Below are 5513 nucleotides of genomic sequence, written 5' to 3'. Positions count from 1 at the left end.
AAGCGTGGTGTGTCAAACACTGCATAGTGGACGCAAACACAACAAAACAATCATTTTCTCAACATGCTAAACCAAACCACAAAAGCCTGGCTTGTTGTAAAATGTTCGGCGAATTAGTACCAGTCACCTCCACGCCTTACAACGCTTCCAGATCTGGCCTATCAACCCCATAATCTCTAGGGCACCTAATAACGAAACCTCATCTCAAAACAGGCTTCCCGCTTAGATGCTTTCAGCGGTTATCCCTTCTACACGTAGCCAACCAGCCATGCCACGGGCGTGACAACTGGCACACTAGAGGTGTATCCATCCCGGTCCTCTCGTACTAGGGACAGCCTTTTTCAAGTTTCTACGCGCGCGGCGGATAGAGACCGAACTGTCTCACGACGTTCTGAACCCAGCTCGCGTGCCGCTTTAATGGGCGAACAGCCCAACCCTTGGGACCTACTCCAGCCCCAGGATGCGACGAGCCGACATCGAGGTGCCAAACCATCCCGTCGATATGGACTCTTGGGGAAGATCAGCCTGTTATCCCCGGGGTACCTTTTATCCGTTGAGCGACACCACATCCACAAGTAGGTGCCGGATCACTAGTCCCGACTTTCGTCCCTGCTCGAGCAGTCACTCTCACAGTCAAGCTTCCTTGTGCACTTACACTCAAAACCTGATTGCCAACCAGGCTGAGGAAACCTTTGGGCGCCTCCGTTACTCTTTAGGAGGCAACCGCCCCAGTTAAACTACCCACCAGGCACTGTCCCCAACCCAGATCATGGGCCAAGGTTCAGGTATCCGATCAAGCCAGAGTGGTATTTCAACAACGACTCCACACACACTAGCGTGCACGTTTCACAGTCTCCCACCTATCCTACACAAGCCAAACCGAACACCAATACCAAGCTATAGTGAAGGTCCCGGGGTCTTTTCGTCCTGCCGCGCGTAACGAGCATCTTTACTCGTACTGCAATTTCACCGGGCCTGTGGTTGAGACAGCAGGGGTCTCGTTACGCCATTCGTGCAGGTCGGAACTTACCCGACAAGGAATTTCGCTACCTTAGGATGGTTATAGTTACCACCGCCGTTTACTGGGGCTTAAATTCTCCGCTTTGACCCACAAAGGTCTAACAGGTCCTCTTAACCTTCCAGCACCGGGCAGGCGTCAGTCCATATACATCAACTTCACGTTTTCGCATGGACCTGTGTTTTTGATAAACAGTCGGACCCCTCTATTCTCTGCGGCCCCACCAGCCTTAACAACCGGTGGGGCTCCCCTTCTCCCGAAGTTACGGGGACATTTTGCCGAGTTCCTTAACCACAGTTCACCCGAACGCCTTAGTATTCTCAACCTGACTACCTGTGTCGGTTTAGGGTACGGGCCGAATATGCACTCGCTAGAGGCTTTTCTCGACAGCACAAGCACACCACATTCACCCAAAAAAGGGCTACGCATCACGCCTTGGATACAGCACCCGGATTTACCAATGGCACCAACCTCAACGCTTACACCAACAATCCACTAAGCGGCGTGGCTGCCCTACTGCGTCACCCCATCACTTGGACCACAGATCAGGCCCCACAAACTCAACCCATCACAACACTCAAAGAGCGTAAACAATAGGTCTCGAACATGGTTAGTATCACTGCTTCACCATTGACGCACACACTCGGGTACCAGAATATCAACTGGTTATCCATCGACTACGCCTGTCGGCCTCGCCTTAGGTCCCGACTCACCCTGGGAAGACGAACTTGACCCAGGAACCCTTAGTCATCCGGCGGTAAGGATTCTCACCTTACAATTCGTTACTCATGCCTGCATTCTCACTCGCACACAATCCACACGTGTTCACACTCATGCTTCACCTCATGCACGACGCTCCCCTACCCAACTAAAAAATAGTTGCCGCGGCTTCGGCGGTGTACTTGAGCCCCACTACATTATCGGCGCAGAACCACTCGACCAGTGAGCTATTACGCACTCTTTCAAGGATGGCTGCTTCTAAGCCAACCTCCTGGCTGTCATCGCGATCCCACATCCTTTTCCACTTAGTACACCCTTAGGGGCCTTAGCCGGCGATCTGGGCTGTTTCCCTCTCGACTATGAAGCTTATCCCCCACAGTCTCACTGCCGTAGAACACTTACATGGCATTCGGAGTTTGTCTGATGTTGCTAAGATGATAGTCCCGCTCAACCAAACAGTAGCTCTACCTCCACAAAGCTCAACTACGACGCTGCACCTAAATGCATTTCGGGGAGAACCAGCTATCACGGAGTTTGATTGGCCTTTCACCCCTACCCACAGCTCATCCCCGCAGTTTTCAACCTACGTGGGTTCGCGCCTCCACAACCTCTTACAGCTGCTTCACACTGGCCATGGGTAGATCACCCCGCTTCGGGTCCAGGACATGCCACTAACAACACCCAATTAGGATTCGCTTTCGCTACGACTACCCCACACGGGTTAACCTCGCGACATGCCGCTGACTCGCAGGCTCATTCTTCAAAAGGCACGCCATCACACAACAAAAAAGTGCTCTGACGGATTGTAAGCACATGGTTTCAGGAACTATTTCACTCCCCTCCCGGGGTACTTTTCACCATTCCCTCACGGTACTATCCGCTATCGGTCACACTAAGTATTTAGGCTTACCGGGTGGTCCCGGCAGATTCACGGCAGATTCCACGAGCCCGCCGCTACTCGGGAAACAATCAACCACCACACACGCACCTTCAACTACAGGACTCTCACCTTCTCCGGTAGGCCATTCCAAACCACTTCATCTAACACGCGCGAGGCAGCACAGCCATGGTAGTGACTGAACAATTGCTCCCAACAACCCCACACATGCAACCCCTACCAGGTATCACACACATGCAGTTTAGCCATAATTCGCGTTCGCTCGCCGCTACTAACGAAATCACTCTTGTTTCCTTCTCCTACGGGTACTGAGATGTTTCACTTCCCCGCGTAACCCCCATACTAGCTATACATTCACCAGCAGGTGACTGCGAATAACCACAGCCGGGTTTCCCCATTCGGACATCCTCGGATCAACGCTTGATTGACAACTCCCCGAGGCATAACGCAGCCTTCCACGTCCTTCATCGGCTTAGCATGCCAAGGCATCCACCATGCGCCCTTACAACACACAACAAAAATAAACACACAAAGAAAAAATCACAGCACACACAACACACCAACAAGTGCATCATGCGCACAGATGCTCGCGTCCACTATACAGTTCTCACACACCACACCAACCACAACCACGGCCAAACCAACAACGATTCACCCGCAGTCAGTGATGGTCAACGAACAACACAACAGTGCTGCCCGAGACACCCAACAACGCGCCAACGCACAAACCACAGATACTCACTCAACCAAGTGCACATGAGACACAGACCCACAAACAAAAATAATTACGCTGCAACCCACACACCCACAAACAGATGCATGAACAACAATCACAGCTAAAAGCACTAACCACCCACAACTGCGGAAATGATCAGTGCACAACAAAAACTCCTTAGAAAGGAGGTGATCCAGCCGCACCTTCCGGTACGGCTACCTTGTTACGACTTCGTCCCAATCGCCGATCCCACCTTCGACGGCTCCCTAAACGAGTTTGAGCCACCGGCTTCGGGTGTTACCAACTTTCATGACGTGACGGGCGGTGTGTACAAGGCCCGGGAACGTATTCACCGCAGCATTGCTGATCTGCGATTACTAGCGACTCCGACTTCATGGGGTCGAGTTGCAGACCCCAATCCGAACTAAGACCAGCTTTAAGCGATTAGCTCACCCTCACAGGCTCGCTGCGCATTGTACCGGCCATTGTAGCATGTGTGAAGCCCTGGACATAAGGGGCATGATGACTTGACGTCGTCCCCACCTTCCTCCGAGTTAACCCCGGCAGTCTCTCATGAGTCCCCACCATAACGTGCTGGCAACATAAGACAAGGGTTGCGCTCGTTGCGGGACTTAACCCAACATCTCACGACACGAGCTGACGACAGCCATGCACCACCTGTACACCAGCCACAAGGGAAACTACATCTCTGCAGCGATCCAGTGTATGTCAAGCCCAGGTAAGGTTCTTCGCGTTGCATCGAATTAATCCACATGCTCCGCCGCTTGTGCGGGCCCCCGTCAATTCCTTTGAGTTTTAGCCTTGCGGCCGTACTCCCCAGGCGGGGCGCTTAATGCGTTAGCTACGGCACAGAAACCCCAAAAGGCCCCTACACCTAGCGCCCACCGTTTACGGCATGGACTACCAGGGTATCTAATCCTGTTTGCTACCCATGCTTTCGCTCCTCAGCGTCAGTAACTGCCCAGTAACCTGCCTTCGCCATCGGTGTTCCTCCTGATATCTGCGCATTTCACCGCTACACCAGGAATTCCAGTTACCCCTACAGTACTCAAGTCAGCCCGTATCGCCTGCACGCCCACAGTTAAGCTGTGGAATTTCACAGACGACGTGACAAACCACCTACGAGCTCTTTACGCCCAGTAATTCCGGACAACGCTTGCACCCTACGTATTACCGCGGCTGCTGGCACGTAGTTAGCCGGTGCTTCTTCTCCAGGTACCGTCACAAAACGCTTCGTCCCTGGCGAAAGGAGTTTACAACCCGAAGGCCGTCATCCCCCACGCGGCGTCGCTGCATCAGGCTTGCGCCCATTGTGCAATATTCCCCACTGCTGCCTCCCGTAGGAGTCTGGGCCGTATCTCAGTCCCAATGTGGCCGACCAACCTCTCAGTCCGGCTACCCGTCGCCGCCTTGGTAGGCCATTACCCCACCAACAAGCTGATAGGCCGCGGGCTCATCCTACACCGAAAAAACTTTCCACCACACACACTAAAGTGCGGTCCTATCCGGTATTAGACCCAGTTTCCCAGGCTTATCCCAGAGTGCAGGGCAGATCACCCACGTGTTACTCACCCGTTCGCCACTCGAGTACCCTGCAAGCAGGGCCTTTCCGTTCGACTTGCATGTGTTAAGCACGCCGCCAGCGTTCGTCCTGAGCCAGGATCAAACTCTCCATAAAAATAATCAGAAAAAGAGTCTGATAACCTAGTCAAAAAACTACAAAAGAAAAATCAAAGAGCAACACTTACTCAAAAAGATTAATCAAATGCAGAAACAAAAAAGATCCACATCCCACTAATCAAGTAAGTATCAAAAATAATAAGTACATTGACACGCTATTGAGTTCTCACACAACACCACCACCCCACTACTCAAGCACCCCAATCAACGAGCACCCTTTTCGCAAAGCAGCCAGACCGACTTTACACAACCAATCACTTGAACACAAACCAGAACACTGTGTCATTCATCACAACACCGTGAACCAGACTACCGCACAAGCAACCAGCACAACTCACCAACAACAACCACCAACCACACAGTCAACAGCCACCGAAAGCAAGCATCGGCCCTATAAAATTATGATCATCACCACCAGACAAACAAGAAACACAACCACCAGAACCAACATCCTGTGAAGT

2 rRNA genes are annotated in these 5513 nt (G+C 52.2%); both read right to left on the bottom strand.

Annotation, left to right across the window (positions count from 1 at the left end):
• Positions 1–91: 91 nt before the first annotated feature.
• Positions 92–3152, bottom strand: a 23S ribosomal RNA gene (locus tag QP888_RS10830).
• Between the two features lie 380 nt (positions 3153–3532).
• Positions 3533–5050: ribosomal RNA gene (locus tag QP888_RS10825) — 16S ribosomal RNA — on the bottom strand.
• The 16S and 23S rRNA genes sit together here, the layout of an rRNA operon.
• Between the last annotated feature and the right edge of the window lie 463 nt (positions 5051–5513).

The organism is Corynebacterium sp. MSK297, assembly GCF_030232885.1.
Taxonomy (GTDB): Bacteria; Actinomycetota; Actinomycetes; order Mycobacteriales; family Mycobacteriaceae; genus Corynebacterium.
The sequence above is the reverse complement of the archived record's forward strand: the minus strand, read 5'-3'. Positions and strand labels throughout refer to the sequence as shown.